The following is a 17,667-nucleotide window of genomic DNA, read 5'->3' as shown; positions in this document are numbered from 1 at the left end:
GGGAAATAGTCGAGAGAACATGGGGACGACGATGTCATCACTGAACAAGCTGCTCGCCATCACATTGTGCGCGGAGGCAATCATTGCCCTGTGCGCGCCAGGGCCGCTGCAGGCACAGGAAGCCTGGCCCGCACGCCCGATTCAAATGATCGTTCCGTCGTCTCCCGGCTCGGGAACCGACGCGCTGGCGCGGGCCATGGCGCAGCGCCTTTCCGAATCGCTGAAGCAGGCCGTGGTCGTGGAGAACCGGCCGGGCGGCAGCGGGGTGATCGGGACCAATGCCGTTCTCAAGGCGGCGCCGGACGGCTACACGATTCTCTACACGACGGCATCCAACATGGTGGTTGCGCCTGCCGTCATGAAGTCCATATCCCAGGAGGCAAGAAAGAGCCTCATGCCGATCGCGCAGACAGCCGCGGGTGGGGTGTTGCTGCTGGTGAGCCCAGATCTGCCGGTGCACGACTTGCCAGGACTCATCGAGCTGGTGAAGGCGAATCCGGACAAGTACAGCTATGGCAGCTGGGCCACCGGCTCGTCCGCGCACTTGACCATGGAATGGCTGAAGAAGCAGACCGGCATGAAGACCGAGCACGTCGCATATCGGACAACAAGTCAACTGCTCACCGAGCTTTCCTCAGGGGTGCTGAATATCGGCTGGACCGATCCCAGCGTGGCGGTTCCGTTCCTGCGTTCCGGGAAGGTGCGTGGCATTGCCATCGTCGGCAACGTGCGCTCGCCACAGCTTGCCGACGTCAAGACCATGAGTGAACAGGGCTACAAGTTCAACACGGTGGGATGGTTCGGCATGTTCGCCCCGGCCGGAACCAGTCCGGCGATCGTGAAGCGGCTGTCCGATGAGGCCAACAAGGTGCAGGCATTGCCGGAGATCGCGGCGCTGATGAAGAAACTGAACTTCGAGCCGCCGCCGGTAAAGACCTCCGCGCAGCTGGGCGAGATCGTCCGGAGCGATCTGCAAGTCTGGTCGAGGATCGCCAACGACGCAGGGATCAGGGTCGACGAATAAGGCTGGCGCCCCGTCATTGCGGCCTGCCCAGCGGCCCATTGCCCGCCATGATGGCAGCCGGCCGTCAACGATCCAGTGCGCCTGCACCAGCGAATCCTTGTCATAAGAAGGAAAGTCCAAGGCGTGCCAGGTAAAGCGGAACGTTGCGCCCTGCCAGATGATTCGATCGTCGCGAAACACACTCGGACATCAACCCATCCACTGCATCACCAAACCGGTTTGTCCTTCGGCGAGCTCAAGCGGCGATCCGCAGGTGAACGGTCATATTCGATAGAGAACAGGAGACGGCATGGCGAAAATCGTTAAGTTCCATGAAACCGGCGGACCCGACGTCCTTCGTCTTGAGGACGGCAGCGTTGGCGAGCCCGGAGCGGGGGAGGTCCGCGTTCGCCACGTGGCGGCAGGCCTGAACTTTGCCGATACCTACTTCCGCAGCGGCACGTACAAGGTGCCGCTGCCCAGCGGCATCGGCAACGAGGCCGCTGGCGTGATCGAGGCCGTCGGCGCCGGCGTCACCCATCTGGCGGTCGGCGACCGTGTGACCTATACGGGCTTCACCAACACGCTGGGCGCCTACAGCACGGAGCGGCTGATCTGTGCCGATCCGCTGATCAGGCTGCCGCAGGCAATCAGTTGCGAAGTCGCGGCGGCCATGACCATGCGCGGCTTGTCGGCGGCCTACCTGATGCGCCGGATCTACCCCTTCAAGGCGGGCGACTCCATCCTGCTGCATGCCGCGGCAGGTGGTGTTGGCCTGATTGTTTCGCAGTGGGCCAAATTGTTGGGGCTGACGGTGATCGGCACGGTTTCCACCGATGCCAAGGCCGAAGTGGCGCGCGCCCACGGCTGTGACCACACCATCAACTACAGCCATGAGGACGTGGCCAGGCGCGTGCGGGAACTGACCGACGGCGTGGGCGTGAACGTGGTCTTCGATAGCGTGGGCAAGGACACCTTCATGTCCTCGCTGGACTCCCTCAAGCGCCGCGGCCTGCTGGTGTGCGTGGGTTTCGCCTCCGGCCCGGTCACCGGGTTCGATCCGGCAATCCTGGCCCGCAAAGGCTCGGCCTTCCTGACGCGCCCGGGCCTGGCCGACTATATCGCCGATCCTGCCGAAAAGGCGGAACTGGTCGGCGAGCTGTTCGGCCACGTGGCGGCTGGCCGCATCCGCATCGGGATCAATCAGCGCTATGCCCTGGAGGATGCCGTGCAGGCACACCGGGACCTGGAGTCGCGGAAGACCACCGGCTCGTCCATTTTCGTGATTTGACGGCACGAAGCAGCCGTCTCATCCAGTTCGACCTTCTCAAGATTCACATCTCAACCCGGAGATCCATCAACATGAACTTCCTTGACGGCCACCTGTATCCCGAGAACCAGCAGCCTCTGATCATCACCGCCGCTCCCTATGCGCCGGGCTGGATCCCGTCAGACTTCCCGGAAGATATCCCTGTCACCATGGCGGACCAGATCCAGAAGGCGGTGGATTGCTACGAAGCCGGTGCGAGAGTGCTGCATCTGCACGTGCGCGAAGAGGACGGCAAGGGCAGCAAGCGCCTGTCCAAGTTCAATGAGCTGATCGCCGGCGTGCGCAAGGCCTGTCCGGAAATGGTCATCCAGGTGGGCGGCTCTATCAGCTTCGCGCCTGAAGAGGGCCAAGGCGCCAAATGGCTTAGCGATGACACGCGGCATATGCTGGCCGAACTCGATCCTAAGCCCGACCAGGTGACGGTGACCGTCAACACCTCGCAGATGAATGTGACGGAGCATGCTGGTGTGGATGATTTCAAGGGACTGTCGCGAGGGTTCGCGCACCTCTACGATACCTACAAGGACATGGTCGTGCCCTCGAATCCCAGCTGGTTCGAGGAGCACGTTCGGCGCCTGACAGCCGCCGGGATCCAGAGTGAGTTTCAGTGCTACAACATCAACAGCTTTGAAACGATTGAGCGGATGATTCGCCGCGGCGTCTACAAGGGCCCGCTGGTGATGAACTGGGTGGCGATCAGCGGCGGCATGGATCAGGCGAACATCTACAACCTGGCAAACATCCTGCGCGCTGTGCCGGACGGAGCCGTGGTAACGGTGGAGAGTTCGGTGCTGAATGTGCTTCCCATCAACATGATCGGCATGGCCTTGGGCCTGCATGTGCGGTGTGGCATCGAGGACGTGCTCTGGAACCAGACCCGCACGGGAAAGATGAGCACCGTCGAGCAGATCAAGCAACTGGTGCGTATCGCCGGCGAATTTGGCCGCCCCATCGCGACGGCGCAGCAGACCCGCGAGATCTTGCAGCTTGGGGTCTTCTACGACACGGTGGAAGAGACGCTTCAGAAGAATGGCTTCGCACCCAATCGTAACGGTGGCCACCAGGGCTTCCTGCGCAAGGCCGAATGCATGTAAAGAGCCCTTGGGGGAACTGACGGCCGGGCATCCCGGACCCAACATGTGATGGCGAAGGCGGGACCCGCGACGGTATGCGGCCCGTTCTTTCGCCTTGCTGCCGTGGACCCTCGAGACCTCAATTGCCGTGTGGCCGATACCGCGAGCAGGGTTTTCCCTCTGTTTGCGCGAATCGACAACAACTTGGCGTGATCGGTCAAGCCGGTTGACGCAGGGCGATCCGAGAATGGAGAAAAGACGGCAATCAAGAGGTACAGACATGAGGAAGCGAACCAATAACCTATGGTGGCGCGGATACGCCTTGGCGATCGGAGTTGGTGTCGTCGGTGGGGTGCCCGTGGCCCAGGCCCAGGAGGATTGGCCAAGCAAGCCGATCCGCCTGGTGGTGGCGGGGCCTGCCGGCGGCAGCGCCGACGCCTTGGCGCGGCTGCTGGCGGAAGGCCTGCAGAAGGCATGGAGCAAGCCGGTTATCGTGGAAAACAAGCCTGGTGCCGCCGGCGCGCTGGCGATCACCGATTTGCAGGCCACCGGCAAGGACGGTCATACCCTTCTGGTCATCCAGGGCGGCGTCGTCAGCGAAGCGCCGTTGGCCTACAAGGTCCATTACAAGCCCTTTGCCGACCTGAAGCCCCTGGCCCAGGTCAGCCGCACGGGGTTGGTGCTGGTTGCCAACAAGGATGTGCCGGTCTCTAACCTGAAGCAGTTGGTGGACTACGGCAAATCGCAGAAGGACGGTCTGGTTTTCGCTTCCTACGCTGCGGGATTGAGGGGCCACACCTCGGGCATACTGCTCGGCCAGCTTACCCAGGTGCAAATGCGGCATGTTGGCTACAAGGGCTCTCCTCCGGCATTGAACGACCTGATGGGCGGCCATGTGCCGCTGATGTTCGATGGGGTGACTACCTCAATGCCGCTGATCAAGGCGGGGAAGATCAGAGCGATTGCCGTGGCCTATCCGAGCCGGATTGCCGGATTGGCGGATGTGCCGACGTTCAAGGAGCTCGGTTACCCGCAGCTGGCGCAAGCAGGCTGGTTCGCCGTGTGGTCGCGCCCGGATGTCGCTCCGGCGGTCCAGCAAAAAATCCGCGAGGCGACGCTGGCGTATTTCAAGCAGCCCGCAGTGCAGAACCGCGTCAGGGATATGGGCATGGAGCAGGGGAATGCCGCCACCTCGGAAGAGATGATGGCGGACCTGAAGCAGGCATACCAGCAACAGGCCGCGCTGCTGAAGTCCATCAACTACCAGCCGGAATAATACGGCAGTCACCCGGCCGCGCAACTGGGCTGGGTGACTACCGTTGCGGCATGCCCGACCGGTCATGTCGATCTTTCAGTAAGGCGCGTCACCGATAATGGCGGTGCGCTCCATCTTCCGGTGGCACGGGGGGTAATCCATCACTGCGTAGTGCTGGGTCGAACGGTTGTCCCAGAACGCAACACTGTTTTTCTTCCAGCGAAAACGCACCTGGTACTCGGGGATGGTGGCCTGGCTGACCAGGTAGCTAAGCAGATTTGCGGCACCCGGGGCCTTGTCGATGCCGAAGCGCACGTTGGCCGGCACGTTGTAGTTGGTGAAGTGCGTGGTAAAGCTTCCATTGACGAACAGCAGTTTCTCTCCGGTTTCGGGATGGGTGCGCACCACCGGGTGCTCGGCGTCCGGGTACTGGGCCTTCAGCGCAAGACGCTTTTCGATCGGCATGGCGGCACCGAAGCTCGCCTCGATGCCGTGGCGCGCGCGCAATGTGGCGATCTTCGTCTTGATATCCTCGGGCAACTGGTTGTACGCCTCGACCATGTTGACCCACATCGTGTCTCCGCCCACGGGCGGGCACTCGATACAGCGCAGCACGCAGCCTAGCGGTGGCTTCTCGCGCCAGGTGGCATCGGTATGCCAGGAATTTTCGTTGCGGTCGGGAGGACTGTCCGGGGTTTTGTAGATCTGGACCAGCCCCGGGTAATCGGGATGGCTGCCTACCACCGGATGGTCCTCCAGCTCGCCGAAGCGGCGCGCAAAAGCCACGTGCTGCGCGCGCGTGATGTCCTGGTCGCGGAAGAACAGCACGCGATGTCTGAGGAGCAGGGCGCGGATTTCCGCCATCAGCTGGTCGTCTTCGGCAGCCGCGCCGAGGTTGACGTTGCTGAGCTCAGCACCGATCGTGCAGGTGACTGGCTCGACCTGGATCGAATTGCCCAGAGAGGTTGCGCGGACCACGGCGGGTGCCGCTTTGAGGCGTTGGATCATGAACGTTGTCTCCGATTTTTCGAACAGGCCGATCGATTCCTGCGAGTCTGGATCCAGCGGGTTTCTCCCGCTTGACACTACATGACCGGGATTTATCATTTCATGTCAATGTTCTACTCTGCTCGCCAATGTCGTCACTTGTCCGCGCTGCGGCCCTCACCAACTACAGCGAGGTCGCCCGAGCCGCCGGACTGGACCCGGTGCGGATGCTCCTTGATGCGGGGTTGAGTCCGGGCGTGCTGCGCGAGCCGGACCTCATGATTCCGGTTGAGCGTGTCGGGCGACTGCTGCAGGCGTCGGCAACCATGTCAGGCAACGAGAGTTTCGGACTGTGCATGGCCGAGTCGCGCCTGTTGTCCAATCTTGGGGCCGTAGGATTGCTGATCCGCGACCAGGCGACGCTGCGCGACTCGCTTCGCATGCTGATGCGCTATCAGGCGTTGCTCAACGGTGCGCTGTCGCTGGCGGTAGAGGAGTGCGGCGAACTGGTCATTATTCGCGAGGCGGTCATCGCTGGCAGCGCGCATCAGCCCACGCGCCAAAGGGTTGAACTGGCGCTGGGGGTAATGGTGCGGCTGATACGCCAGCTTCTCAAGCCCGACTGGGAGCCGCGGCGCGTATGCTTCGAGCACCCGGCGCCGCGCGACCTTGGTACGCACCAACGGTTTTTTGGCCCTTGCGTCGAGTTCGACTATGACTTCAACTGCATCATCTGCGCGAAGGCCGATCTCGATGCACGCAACCCGTCCGCCGATCCGGCCATGGCGCGCTACGCGCAGCAGCTGATCGACGCGTCTGTCATGTCGCAGCACGCGACCATGCTTGAGGACGTGCGGCGCATTGTCCTGCTGCTGTTGCCCAGCGGACGTTGCAGCATCGAGCAAGTGGCGGATCATCTGGGCGTGGTGTGCCGCACGGTCCAGCGCAGGCTGGCGGACGAGGGACAAAGCTTCTCGTCGATCGTCAACGACATCCGCACGGAGCTTGCCGCGCGTCATGTCATCGAGAGCGATCGTCCGTTGACCGAGGTGGCGACCCTGCTCGGCTTTTCCGCGCCGAGCGGATTCTCGCGCTGGTATCACGCGCAATTTGGTTGCAGCCCCAAGGAGAGCCGGTCCACGCGCGGCGCAGTGCGCCGAAAGACGACTGCCTAGCCTGCACCGACCGCGATGCCACCCTCGGCCATCCGCCCGATACGCCACGTAAGGTAAGATCTTGGGCGCTGCGAGCGGTGCAGCGCCGATCGAGGGCAACACCCGACCGGTTCCCCAATAATCGGAAGGACTTACCCCTCATGGGCAGACTCAAGACTACCAACACGCCAGAACTGCAGTCGCTGCTTGCGCCGCAAACACCGCAGAATCCGGTCACGCTGGCGGTCGAGCAGGCGCTTATGCATGGACGCGACTGGTCGGCATCCGTCGCCGACCAGATTGCGGTGCGGCTGGCGGGACTGATTACGATCGACGTGATCCACGCAGGCCAACGGCTGCTTGAGAAAGACATCAGCGAGGTCCTGGAGGTCAGCCGCGCTCCTGTGCGCGAGGCCTTGCGCATCCTGGAGCGGGAGCGGCTGGTCGAGTTCCGCGCGCGGCGCGGCGCCATTGTCACCGAGCCCAATGCCCAGGACCTGCGGGATATCTACGTGGTGCGGGACGCACTGTTTGCGATTCTGCTCAGGCAGCTGATGGAAGAGCGCGCGGACGCGCTTGATGCGTTATTCGAGCAATTCATGCCGCGGCTCGGCAAGGCCGTCGAGGAATCGGTGGACGCCTATATCAGCGTGACCTTCCTGGCGAACATGGCCATGGCAGACCTGTCGAGCAACCGGCTGGTCGGGGAGCTGCTGAATTCCATCTCGCTGCGGGTCCTGCGCTATGTGCGGCTGGGGCTCGCATCCCGTCCCGGGTCGCTGGAGAATTCCTTCAAGACCTGGCGTGCCCTGCAGCGCGCCGTGACCAGGCGGGACATCGATGCGGTGCTGGAGACCGCGCACAAGCGCATCGGAAACTCCCGCGAAGCCGCCATCCGTGCCCTGGCATCCGGCGTCCGGAAAGGCAAGGCCGGCGCTGCCGGCAACGACGCTGTGCCAGCCGGCGCTTTCTGAGTCCGCGCGGGCGGGACTGCCCGCTTTGGCTCTCCGGTCAAGGGACCCGCGCCCGGCTGGCGAATGCATTCCATTCCCGGAAGACCGTGTCCAGGCACGATGCCGAATCGCAGCGGTCCCGCTTCTTGCGGAATGCTGCAATGTCGGCGTCGGTGATTGCCCGCGCCTTGAGCAGGCGCTGCTGGTCGGCATGGATGCGCTGGTAGCCCATGGAAAACAGCGCGGATTCGCAGATCAGGCGCTGCGCCTGCGTAGCGCTGGCGGCGGTGGCGGACGGATCGCAGTCGATGTCGGTGGCATGCGCGGTGCTCAGGAACATGAGGCTTGCGGATGCCAGGGTGTGGAGGGCGATGCGGACAATGCGGGTCATGACAGGTCGGGGGCAGGGCTGACGCTCGACGCAAAGGCGCCGCGTCAGGCGAATAGTAGCGCGCCCCGGTAGCGGGCCGGCAGGTTCACTGCATGCCGGCCCGCTTCGCCGCGCTTAGCGGAACACGCTGACCGCCTCCACCAGCCGTGTTGCCTGCTGCTTCAGGCTTTCCGCCGCGGCCGCGCTCTGCTCGACCAGCGCGGCGTTCTGCTGGGTGATGTTGTCAAGGTCGCTGACCGCGCCCCCTACCTGGGATATGCCGCTGCTTTGCTCGGTGGTGGCGGCGCTGATCTCGGCGATCAGGTCGGATACGCGCTTGACCTGCGAGACGATGTCGTCCATGGTCTTGCCGGCTTCGTCGACCAGCTTGGCGCCGGACGCGACGTTGTGGACGCTGACATCGATCAGTCCCTTGATTTCCTTGGCGGCGTTGGCGCTGCGCTGCGCCAGGCTGCGCACCTCGCCGGCCACCACGGCAAAGCCGCGGCCCTGTTCGCCGGCGCGGGCGGCTTCCACCGCCGCATTGAGCGCCAGGATATTGGTCTGGAAGGCAATGCCATCGATCACGCCGATGATATCGGCGATGCGCCTGGAGCTCTCGGTGATCTCGTTCATGGTGTTGACGACCTCCGACACCGCCTGCCCGCCGCGCTCCGCGGCGACGCTGGCGGAGCCGGACAGCTTGTTGGCTTGCGCCGCGGTTTCCGCGTTGCTCTGCACCGTGGACGTCATCTGCGCCATCGACGCGGATGTTTCCTGCACGCTGGACGCCGCCTGTTCGGTGCGCGCGCTCAGGTCGATATTGCCGCGCGCGATTTCATTGCTGGCGGTCTGGACATTGACGACCTGGCCGCTGACGTCGTCGATCAGCCAGCGGAACATCAGGCCGAGCTGGCTGATCGTGCGCAGCGTCATGCCGATCTCGTCGACCCGGTTCATGTGCACGGCCTTCTGGCTTTCGCCGGACGCCACGCGCAGCGCCTGCTGCAGGACCTGTTCCAGCGGGGTGGTGATCTGCCGTTGCAGCCACCAGGATGCCAGCAACGTGGCAAGCGCCATGACCCCTGCAAAACCTGGCAGTGCCATGCCGGAAAGGCCCATGCCCCAGGCGCCGATGATACTGACGGGGAGCAGGGCGGCCAGCGCCAGCCGCACGCGCCAGCGTACCGGCATGGTCTGGAACAGCGAGGTAAAGGCCATCAGGCCCGTGCGCACGATCAGTCCCTTGTGGAATTTCCGGCTGCCGGCCTGGCCCTCGCGGAAATCGCGATACAGCTTTTCCGCGGCCGCTATCTCCTCGCGTGTTGCCTTGGTGCGCACCGACATGTAGCCGGCGGGCCGGCCGTTGCGCACCACGGGCGTGGCATTGGCGCGGACCCAGTAATGGTCGCCGTTCTTGCGGCGGTTCTTGACCAGCGCGGTCCATGGCTCTCCGCCCTTGAGGGTGGCCCACATGTCGGCAAAGGCTTCAGCGGGCATGTCGGGATGGCGCACCAGGTTGTGCGGCTGCCCCTGGATTTCTTCCCGCGTGAATCCGCTGACCTCGACAAACGCGGCGTTGGCGTAGGTGATGTAGCTCTGCGTGTCGGTGGTCGACATCAGCGTGGCGTTGTCCGGGAAATCAAACTCGCGCTGGGTGACGGGCTGGTTGTCGCGCACGGCATTCCTCCTCATTCTCGATGGGCAGGGGGCGCACGCCTTGTTTGCTTTGCATGGATTCCGGCGCGCCACGGCTGCCGGTCCGCGCCCCCTTCTCCCCGCCATGTCGGCCGCAGTTCCCTGGCGCTGATCCCCTCTTCCGTAGGGGAGGGGTTGAATACACTCAAACGAGTGAGGGCGACACCGTGGCGCAGGGCGTGGGTGTGGATCCGGCGTGCCTGGCTTGCTACATCCGGAATACCACCCCCAGCCAGAAGCTGCGCGGCGCGCCCGGTGCCACGAACAGCGCGCTGGCGGCATCCCCCGGTGCCACATGCGGGCGCACCAGGCTGCCGCCGGGGAACACATCGTTCGCGATCTGTCCGTAGGTCTCGTAGCGCCGGTCAAAGACATTGGCCACGCGCGCATAGATCTCAAACCGCTGGTTCACCTTGTACGCCGCGCGCAGGTTCAGGGTGGCGTAGCCGGGCACATGCCAGTCGGCGGTCTTCGGCGGCGCGCCCGGCTGCGGGTCGCTGCGCAGGCCGTCTTCGTTGCCGCTGGAGACGGTGCCTGACACCGCCACCAGGTCGGCGCCAAGCGTCAGGCCGGCCAGTGCCTGCCAGTCGAGGCCCAGCTTGAGCGTATGGCGGGGCAGGCCCGCCATGCGCATGCCGGGCCGGATGTCGATGGTGCGTTCGCCGGCGGCAAGCTGGCCGGCGGCCTGGTAGGTGGCGTGCAGATAGCTGTAGGCAAGCCGCAGCGTGACATCGCCCACGCGCTGGCGGCCGCTGAGGTCCAGGCCCTGGTTGCGGGTGCGGTCGAAGTTGGCGAAGTAGCCGAGCTGGGTGTTCGGCGCGCGCAGGAAGAGGATGTCGTCGTGATTGTCGACGCGGTAGAGCGACGCGGTGACTTCGGTGTCCTTGCCGCGGTGCCAGCGCACGCCTGCTTCATAGGAGTGTGAGACCACCTGCTTCAGGTAGGGGTCGGCCTGCAGGCCGGCCGGCAGGCGGCAGGGCCGCGTCGGGTCGGCGCAGCCGAGTTCGAGGACGGTCGGCACACGGTTGTTCTGGGCGTAGCCTCCGAACACGGTGACGCCGCCGCCCAGCTTCTGCGAGAGCCCCAGCGCCGGGTTGAGGCGGCGGTAGGTAAAGCTCTCGCGCGGCTGTTCGCTGCCGTCGCTGTTGCGCAGGGTGTTGCTTACCGCGACGTGGTTCCACCTGGCCGAGGCGGTCAGGAAGGTGCTGGGGGTCAGCGACCAGGTGTCGGACAGGTACAGGCCGAGCATGCGCGAGCTGCCGCCGACGCCGGAGAACAGGGCGTTGGGCGCGTCCGGGGCGGCCACGGCGCCGCGGTCGTCGGTGAAGGTGCCGGGCTGCGCGTACTGCGAATAGGTCAGGCGGCTGCGGTCCAGGGTCAGGCCGGCGTTGAGCAGGTGGCGGTCGGTCTCCCTGGCCATGCTCAGCGCCATGCCGACGGTCTGCTGCCACATATGGGTGGTGTTGATCACGGCGGGATGCAGCGCGGCGCCTTCGGCCCGGGTCATGCCGCAGTCGGCGCCGAGCGGGCTGCCGTCGGGCGCAAAGCCGTCCTCGCAGTCTTCGGCATAGGCCTCGTAGGCGGGGTTGACATCGCCGTTGGTGGTGTCGCGGCGGCTGGTGCGCACGTAGGCCAGCGCGGCGGCGCTGGTCTTGTCGTCGAACCAGTGGCGACCGTTGACGGCGACCTGGGTCACCTGGTTGCGGGTCTGGTCGGGGTAGGTGTACACGGCGTGGCGATTGCCCTGGTAGAGGTCTGGCAGCGTGCCGTTGCCGCTGGCGTGGAAGCTGGGCACCAGCCCGTTGCCGGTCAGCGTGCTGCGGCCATGCAGCACTGACACGTCCAAGCTGTCAGTGTCGCCCGCATAGCCAGCCTTGGCGAAGACGTTGCCAAGCCGGCCGCCCGACTGGTCGCGCCAGCCATGCTCCTGGAACAGGGTGCCGGCCGCGAATGTGTGCCAGCCGCTGTCGCTGCGCACGCCGCCGGACAGGTCGGCGCGCTTGCGGGCGCCGCTGCCGTAGGACAGGTCGGCCGTGAAGCCGGGTGCGTCCAGCCCGGAGCGAGTGGTCATGGCCAGCGCCCCGCCCAGGGTATTGAGGCCGTAGGCCGGGTTGGCGCTGGACACCAGCGACACGCTCGCCAGCGCGGCTTCCGGGATCATGTCCCAGCTGACCACGTCGCCGAAGGGCTCGTTGACGCGGATGCCGTCCAGGTAGACCGACAGGCCCTGCGGCACGCCCGCAATGGACGAGGCGCGGAAGCCGCGGTAGGTGATGTCGGTCTGGAACGGGCTGCCCTGGATGTCGTTGACGTTGACGCCGGCCAGGTTGCGGGACAGGTACTCGGCCAGGTTGCCGGCGCGCGACCGGTCCAGGTCGTCGCCGCGCACGGTCTGCACGGTGTAGGGCACCAGGTCGCTGTCGACGCCGATGCCTGGCAGCGGCGCGGCGGCCACCACCAGGACTTCCGGCAGCATGGCGCTGTCCTGGTTTGGGACAGCGGTGTCCTGCTGCGCAACAGCGGGCCGCTGGGCCATCAGGGCGACCGCCATGGCAATCGCGGTGGCGGCGCCGCGGCTGCTCCTGCGGCGGCAAGCCACGGTGTCGCGCGGCACGTGCCCTGGCGGTGCGGGGCGCGGGTTGGCTGGCATGGTTCCGTCTCCTCCGGATAAGCGGCGCGATACCTGCATTGGGTAGCGCCTGCCCGGAGCTGAGCAGGTTTCGTACCGTGCATCGGGAGTCCGGCACTTGCGCGGTGAGCGGCCCGGGAACGCGCTGGCCGAACCCTCCTTGCGCCGACGCCTGTCACAAAACAGGACAGCTGCGGACACAGGCAGCGGACCGGTGCTCAACCATGGGACAGTCGTTCGCGGCGCACCGCACAAGGCACGGCCTGGCCGCAGCGTCCGGCAGAGCGTCCGGCGCGGCCAGGCAACGGCTGGCATGGAGCGCGGCCCGATGCTGCGCTGCACATGGTATCGGCCTTGCTCTGTTCACCTGCATCAACACTCTGCCTGGTGCTTAGCCATGTTCCGCCGCCTTGGTCGCTGCCTTGCCTGCCTGCTGTTGCCGTGCCTCGGCCTGGTCCATGCGGGCGACGCGCTGGCCGAGGGCGCGCACGGGTATCCGTCGCGGCCGATCACGCTGGTGGTGCCATGGCCAGCGGGCGGCGCCACCGATATCTCCATGCGCATCCTGGCGGAGCTGGCCGGGCGCGAGCTGGGGCAGCCGGTCGTGGTGGAGAACCGGCCGGGCGCCGGCGGCACGCTGGTGGGCGGCTTGCTTGCCGCGGCGCGCCCGGACGGCTACACCATCGGCCAGCTGCCGCTGACGGTGTATCGCTTCCCGCATCAGCAGAAGACCGCCTGGCAGCCGCTGCGCGACATCCAGCCGGTGCTGATGATCTCGGGCTATACCTTCGGCATCGTGGTGCCCGCAGACAGCCCGTTGCGCTCGCTGCGCGACCTGGTCGCCTGGGGCCGCGCGCATCCGGGCGAGCTGACCGTGGGTTCCACCGGCATCGGCACCACCGCCCATCTGGCGATGGAGGACGTGCTCGGGCGCAGCGGCGTGCGCTATATCCACGTGCCGTATCACGGCACCGCTGACCAGATGCTGGCGGTGGCCAACGGTTCGCTGATGGCGGGGGTCAATTCCACCGGCTTCGCGCCCTTCGTCGAGACCGGCAAGCTGCGCCTGCTGGCCGTGTTCAGCGCGCAGCGCTCACCGCGCTGGCCCGAGGTGCCGACGGTAAGCGAGCTGGGCTTTGCCGATGCGGTCCATAACTCGCCCTACGGCATCGGCGTGCCGCGCGGCACCGATCCGGCCATCGTCCGCCGCCTGCATGACGCATTCCGCGCCGCGATGCAGCAGCCGCGCCACCTTGCGGAACTGGCCAGGTACGACCAGGAGCTGACCTACCTGGATACCGCGCAATACGATGCCTTCCTGCGCCATGCGTGGGAGACCGAGCGGACCTTTGCCGAGCGCGTGGGCACCGCGCGGCCCAGGGGGCAGCTGTGATGGCCATGCAAGCGCCGCTGGCGCTGTGCTGCGACGCCGTGCGCAAGGCCTTCGGCAGCCGCGCGGCCCTGGACGGGGTCTCGCTCAGCGTGCGGCGCGGCGAGTTCGTGGCACTGCTCGGGCCCAACGGGGCGGGCAAGACCACGCTGTTCCAGATCCTCAGCGGCCTGTTCGTGGCCGATGCCGGGCAGGTCACGGTCATGGGCAGCGACATGCGGCGCGATCCGGTGCGCGCGCTGGCGCGGCTGGGCATCGTGTTCCAGCAGCCGGCCATCGACCTGGACCTGCCGGTGCTGGCCAACCTGCGCTTTCACGCGGACCTGCACGGGCTGCCGCGCGGCGTGGCGGCGCAGCGCATCGCCCGGCTGCTCGATGACTTCGGGCTGGCGGCGCGTGCGCGCGCACCGGTGCGCGAGCTTTCGGGCGGCAACCGGCGCAAGGTGGAACTGGCGCGCGCGCTGCTGCATGAACCGGCCATGCTGCTGCTGGACGAGCCCACGGTGGGGCTGGACCCGGCCGCGCGCGCGCAACTGGTGGCCGATGCCCGGCGCCTGACGGCGCGGGCGCAGGCCGGCGTGCTGTGGGCCACCCACCTGGTGCAGGAGGTGGAGCGCGCCGACCGCGTGATTGTGCTGGACCGCGGCATGGTGCGTTTCGACGGCACCCCGGCCGCACTGCGCGGCGCCGCGGCGTGCGACACCCTGGAGGGCGCTTTCCTGGCCATGACGCCGCAGGCCCCTGTCACTGACCCGGCCGTGAGGCGCGTACCCGCATGAACAAGATGCCATCTCCCCGCTGGTTTGCCGGCGCCTTGCTGCTGGCCACGACGCTGCTGGTTGCCGCCGGCCTGGCCGAAGGCGCGCAGGGCGGGGCCGCGCGACCCGTCGGCCAGGCTAGCAACCAGGTCTTTGTCTCGAGCGAGAAGGACGATGCCCTCGCCGTCTTCGATGCCCGCAGCCGGCAGCTGGTCGCGGTATGGCGGCAGTGCAAGCGGCCGCGCCACCTGCAGCTGTCGCCCGACCGCACGCGCCTGTACGTGGCCTGCAGCGACGACAACCGGGTGGATGTGGTCGATGTGGCCAGCCGCAAGACCGTGGCATCGCTGCCGGTGGGGGACGATCCGGAGTTGTTCGATCTCAGCCAGGACGGCCGCACGCTCTATGTCTCGAATGAAGAAGACGGGCTGCTGTCGGCCTACGACACGGCGTCGGGCAAGCGCGTGTTCGCGGTCAGGGTGGGCGAGGAGCCGGAGGGCGTCAAGGTCAGCGCCGACGGCAGGCATGTGTACGTGACCTCGGAGGTGGCCAACCTGGTCCATGTCATCGACGTCGCCGCGCGCAAGGTGATCCGCAATATCCAGGTCGGCAACCGGCCGCGGCGGCTGCTGCTGGTTCGCGACGGCAAGGAGCTGTGGGTGTCCAACGAGCTCTCCGCCAGCGTCAGCGTGATCCGTACCGATACCTTCGAGGTGGCCCAGACCATCGCCTTCGCGCCGCGGGGCTTTCGCGCCGAGGACGTGACCCCAGTGGGCATGGCGGCCAGCGGCGACGGCACGCGCGCCTATATCGGGCTGGGCCGCGCCAACCATGTCGCGGTGGTCGAGGTGGCGTCGCGCCGGGTGCAGGACTATGTGCTGGTCGGCCGCCGCGCCTGGGGGCTGGCGCTGAGCCGCGACAACGCACGGCTTTATGTCGCCAACGGCCTGTCCGACGATGTCAGCGTGGTGGACACCGCCAGCCGCAAGGCGGTGGCCACGCTCAAGGCGGGCCGGGTGCCGCATTCGGTGGCGATCGATGACTGAGCGCTCGCGTGCGTGGTGGCAGTGGTGGCGTGCCGGGCTGGGCGCCATGGCGCTGGCGTGGCTGCCTGCCGCGGTGCACGCTGCCGAGGTGCGCGTGGCGGTCGTGTCGCAGGCCGACGACGCGCGCTATGCGCCCCGGCGCCTGGCGCAGCGCTATCCCGGCCAGCCGCAGGGCCGTGCGCTCGACGGCGCCCAGGTGGCGGCCGCCGAAGCGCGCGTGGCGCTCGAGGCCGCGGGCCAGTCGCTCAGGCTGGAAGCACAGGAAGCCCGCACTGAAGCCGAGGTGGCCCCGCTGGTCGCTGCGCTGGCGCGGCAGGGCACGCGCTATATCCTGCTGGACCTGCCGTCGGCATCGGTCAGGGCAGCCACGGGTGCGGTCAAGCCGGGCGAGGCCTTGTTGTTCAACGTGTCGGCCGATGACGACGCGTTGCGCGGCGCCGGCTGCGCGCCGGTGCTGCTGCACACGCTGCCCAGCCTGCGCATGCGCGCGGATGCGCTGATGCAGTACCTGGTATTGCGCAAATGGCGCCGTGCCCTGCTGCTGAGCGGCCCGTCCGCGGCCGATGCGGCGCAGCGCGACGCGCTGGTGACGTCGGCGCGGCGCTTTGGCATTGCCTGGTCGGCGCAGCGCGCCTTCAGGCTGTCCAACGACCCGCGTGAGCGCGACCAGGCCAACCTCGGCCTGCTGACCGGCGGCGTGGACTATGACGTGGTGGTGGTGGCCGATGCCGACGGCGAGTTCGCGCGCGGCGTGCCCTACGCCACGCTGCTGCCGCGCCCGGTGGTGGGCGCCAGCGGGCTGGGCGCGCAGGCGTGGCACTGGGCCTGGGAGCGCAATGGCGGGCCGCAGCTCAACCGGCGCTTCATGCGCGCGGCGGGCCGTCCGATGACCGGCTACGACTGGGCTGCCTGGGTGGCGGTCAAGGCCATCGCCGAGAGCGTGGCGCGCCTGCCCGGGGCCGGGTTTGCCGGACAGGCGCAAGCGCTTGCCGCCGGGCAGGTGGTGGTGGACGGCTTCAAGGGGCCGCCACTGTCGTTCCGCCGCTGGGACCGCCAGCTGCGCCAGCCGGTGTTGCTGGCCCACCCTGACGGCGTGGCCGGCATGGCCCCGGTGGACGGCGTGCTGCATCCGAAGAACAACCTCGACACCCTGGGCGCCGATGAAGCCGACACGGCGTGCCGGGCCCCATCCGCGTAGCGCACCCATGGCCTCCATCCTGATCCATCGCTGGCGCGCGCTGCGCGCGGTTTGCGGGCGCGAGCTGCGCAAGTACCTGCGCCAGCCCGGGCGCCTGCTGTCGTCGCTGGTGCGCCCGCTGCTGTGGCTGCTGGTGTTTGCCGCGGGCTTCCAGAACGCGCTGGGCGTCGCCATTGCGCCGCCCTACGACACCTACATCGAATACAAGGTCTACGTGGCGCCCGGGCTGCTGGGCATGATCGCGCTGTTCAACGGCATGCAGTCGTCGCTGGCCATGGTGTACGACCGCGAGATGGGCGTGATGCGGCTGCTGCTGACCGCGCCGCTGCCGCGGGGCTGGCTGCTGGCTTGCAAGCTGGCGGCGGGCACGGTGCTGTCGCTGCTGCAGATGGCCGCGTTCCTGCTGGTGGCGATGGCCTTCGGCATCCGCTTCGAGCCCCTGGACCTGCTGGCGGCGACGGGCGCCATGGCGCTGGCCGCGCTGATGCTGGGCGCGCTGGGCCTGCTGCTGTCGGTCCATGTGCGCCAGCTCGAGAACTTTGCCGGCACCATGAACTTCGTGATCTTCCCGATGTTCTTCATCAGCTCGGCGCTGTACCCGCTGTGGAAGCTGCAGGAGTCGGGCGCGGAGGTGGTGTACCAGCTGGCCCGCTTCAATCCCTTCACCCACGCGGTCGAGGCGATCCGCTTTGCGCTGTACGGGCAGGTGGCGCCGCTGAGCCTGGCGGTGGTGGCGGGCAGCGCGGCGGTGTTCTTCGCGCTGGCGCTGCAGGGCTACGACCCGCAGCGCGGCATGGCGCGCCGGGGGCAGCAGGCATGAGGC

General features: G+C 67.0%; 15 protein-coding genes. 11 read left to right on the top strand and 4 right to left on the bottom strand.

Features of this window, described 5'->3' with window-relative positions; genetic code table 11:
- Positions 1-31: 31 nt before the first annotated feature.
- The 4 genes from AC3WVS_RS10815 to AC3WVS_RS10800 all read left to right on the top strand — a co-directional run bounded on the left by AC3WVS_RS10815 (position 32) and on the right by AC3WVS_RS10800 (position 4,682).
- Entirely contained in the window at positions 32-1,024 is a 993-nt protein-coding gene (locus AC3WVS_RS10815; RefSeq protein WP_492318625.1) for a Bug family tripartite tricarboxylate transporter substrate binding protein, read from the top strand.
- A gap of 289 nt (positions 1,025-1,313) precedes the next feature.
- Positions 1,314-2,294, top strand: a complete 981-nt coding sequence (locus AC3WVS_RS10810) for a quinone oxidoreductase family protein (protein ID WP_492318624.1) — start codon at positions 1,314-1,316, stop codon at positions 2,292-2,294.
- Between the two features lie 71 nt (positions 2,295-2,365).
- Entirely contained in the window at positions 2,366-3,427 is a 1,062-nt protein-coding gene (locus AC3WVS_RS10805) for a beta-keto acid cleavage family enzyme (RefSeq protein ID WP_010809758.1), read from the top strand.
- Positions 3,428-3,686: 259 nt separating this feature from the next.
- Complete coding sequence (locus AC3WVS_RS10800) at positions 3,687-4,682, top strand: Bug family tripartite tricarboxylate transporter substrate binding protein (RefSeq protein ID WP_492318623.1); 996 nt, start codon at positions 3,687-3,689, stop codon at positions 4,680-4,682.
- Between the two features lie 75 nt (positions 4,683-4,757).
- On the opposite strand, the gene AC3WVS_RS10795 is transcribed toward AC3WVS_RS10800, so the two are convergent.
- On the bottom strand, positions 4,758-5,669 hold the full coding sequence (locus AC3WVS_RS10795) for a TauD/TfdA dioxygenase family protein (RefSeq protein ID WP_492318622.1): 912 nt from the start codon (positions 5,667-5,669) through the stop codon (positions 4,758-4,760).
- 128 nt (positions 5,670-5,797) lie between these two features.
- Here AC3WVS_RS10795 and AC3WVS_RS10790 point away from each other — a divergent pair, with 128 nt between their 5' ends.
- Positions 5,798-6,823, top strand: a complete 1,026-nt coding sequence (locus AC3WVS_RS10790; RefSeq protein ID WP_492318621.1) for an AraC family transcriptional regulator — start codon at positions 5,798-5,800, stop codon at positions 6,821-6,823.
- Positions 6,763-7,776, top strand: coding sequence for a GntR family transcriptional regulator (locus AC3WVS_RS10785; protein WP_492318620.1), 1,014 nt, complete (start codon positions 6,763-6,765; stop codon positions 7,774-7,776). The genes AC3WVS_RS10790 and AC3WVS_RS10785 overlap by 61 nt, the downstream gene beginning before the upstream one ends.
- A 37-nt stretch (positions 7,777-7,813) precedes the next feature.
- Here AC3WVS_RS10785 and AC3WVS_RS10780 read toward each other — a convergent pair whose 3' ends face one another.
- From AC3WVS_RS10780 to AC3WVS_RS10770, 3 genes are all read right to left on the bottom strand, one after another.
- Positions 7,814-8,146 (bottom strand): hypothetical protein, encoded by a 333-nt coding sequence (locus AC3WVS_RS10780; RefSeq protein WP_492318619.1) that lies wholly within the window; start codon positions 8,144-8,146, stop codon positions 7,814-7,816.
- 114 nt (positions 8,147-8,260) lie between these two features.
- Positions 8,261-9,805, bottom strand: a complete 1,545-nt coding sequence (locus AC3WVS_RS10775; protein ID WP_492297108.1) for a methyl-accepting chemotaxis protein — start codon at positions 9,803-9,805, stop codon at positions 8,261-8,263.
- A gap of 226 nt (positions 9,806-10,031) precedes the next feature.
- Positions 10,032-12,473: a TonB-dependent receptor gene (locus AC3WVS_RS10770; RefSeq protein WP_492318618.1), complete on the bottom strand. Its 2,442-nt coding sequence runs from the start codon at positions 12,471-12,473 to the stop codon at positions 10,032-10,034.
- 376 nt (positions 12,474-12,849) lie between these two features.
- Here AC3WVS_RS10770 and AC3WVS_RS10765 point away from each other — a divergent pair, with 376 nt between their 5' ends.
- The 5 genes from AC3WVS_RS10765 to AC3WVS_RS10745 are packed head-to-tail and all read left to right on the top strand — an operon-like array spanning position 12,850 to position 17,664.
- Positions 12,850-13,845, top strand: coding sequence for a tripartite tricarboxylate transporter substrate binding protein (locus tag AC3WVS_RS10765; RefSeq protein ID WP_492318617.1), 996 nt, complete (start codon positions 12,850-12,852; stop codon positions 13,843-13,845).
- A complete protein-coding gene (locus tag AC3WVS_RS10760) occupies positions 13,845-14,621 on the top strand; it encodes an ABC transporter ATP-binding protein (RefSeq protein ID WP_492318616.1) in 777 nt (258 codons plus the stop codon). Before AC3WVS_RS10765 ends, AC3WVS_RS10760 begins: the two co-directional genes overlap by 1 nt.
- Positions 14,618-15,646: a PQQ-dependent catabolism-associated beta-propeller protein gene (locus AC3WVS_RS10755; RefSeq protein ID WP_492318615.1), complete on the top strand. Its 1,029-nt coding sequence runs from the start codon at positions 14,618-14,620 to the stop codon at positions 15,644-15,646. The genes AC3WVS_RS10760 and AC3WVS_RS10755 overlap by 4 nt, the downstream gene beginning before the upstream one ends.
- Complete coding sequence (locus tag AC3WVS_RS10750) at positions 15,639-16,844, top strand: type 1 periplasmic-binding domain-containing protein (RefSeq protein WP_492318614.1); 1,206 nt, start codon at positions 15,639-15,641, stop codon at positions 16,842-16,844. Before AC3WVS_RS10755 ends, AC3WVS_RS10750 begins: the two co-directional genes overlap by 8 nt.
- Before the next feature lie 7 nt (positions 16,845-16,851).
- A complete protein-coding gene (locus AC3WVS_RS10745; protein WP_492318613.1) occupies positions 16,852-17,664 on the top strand; it encodes an ABC transporter permease in 813 nt (270 codons plus the stop codon).
- The last annotated feature ends 3 nt before the right edge of the window (positions 17,665-17,667 follow it).

It is taken from the genome of Cupriavidus sp. CPT47-8839-RL05A, from assembly GCF_058792255.1.
The sequence above is the reverse complement of the archived record's forward strand: the minus strand, read 5'-3'. Positions and strand labels throughout refer to the sequence as shown.